The organism is Pseudomonas sp. K5002 (genome assembly GCF_013386655.1).
Classification (GTDB): Bacteria; Pseudomonadota; Gammaproteobacteria; order Pseudomonadales; family Pseudomonadaceae; genus Aquipseudomonas.
This window is the reverse complement of the sequence record NZ_JACARK010001443.1, coordinates 1-591: the sequence shown is the minus strand read 5'-3', so window position 1 is coordinate 591 and position 591 is coordinate 1. Positions and strand designations below refer to the sequence as shown.

1 protein-coding gene is annotated in these 591 nt (G+C 60.7%); it reads right to left on the bottom strand.

The genetic code is table 11. The annotated features are described in order from the left end of the window. The coding region (locus HX846_RS37070; protein ID WP_178967444.1) for an MFS transporter at positions 1-471 on the bottom strand (471 nt) is incomplete at its 3' end. Positions 472-591 lie beyond the last annotated feature (120 nt).

The window sequence follows — 591 nt, the reverse complement described above, 5'->3', positions numbered from 1 at the left end:
CACGATGGTGGCCAATTGCTGCGCCGACTGCGACGACGCCACGGCGCGGGGAAACAGTGCAGTGGGCACGATGCTCGGCAGCAGGGCCTGGGTGGTGGGCATTTCAAACGAGCGGGCTGCGCCCAGCAGGAATGCCAGGATAAAAATCATCTCGCGGGTGACATTGCCGGTCAGTCCGCCGATTGCCAGGGATAGCGCGATCAACGCTTGAACGGTCTGGCAGATGGCTGCGACCTTGCGCCGTTCATAGCGGTCGGCCACATGGCCGGTGTGCAGCATGAACAGTACCCGCGGTACGAACTCCACCAGGCCGACCAAACCCAGGTCCAGCACGTTGCCGGTCAGTTGGTAGAGGTTCCAGCCGATGGCCACGGTGAGCATCTGGAAACCGCTGGCGGTAAAGATCCGCGCCAGCCAGAACGCGATGAAAGGGCGGTGGTGACGTAACAGCAGCGCGGGTTCACTGGGCATCGGGGAGACGGGTCTGGGTGGGGGAACGGTGAGGTTATCACCAACTTGTAACCAATAGTTGCGTGGTGGGTTGGGGGGTATGAGATATGTTCAGTCTGGCTGAGTACATATCCGTTTCTT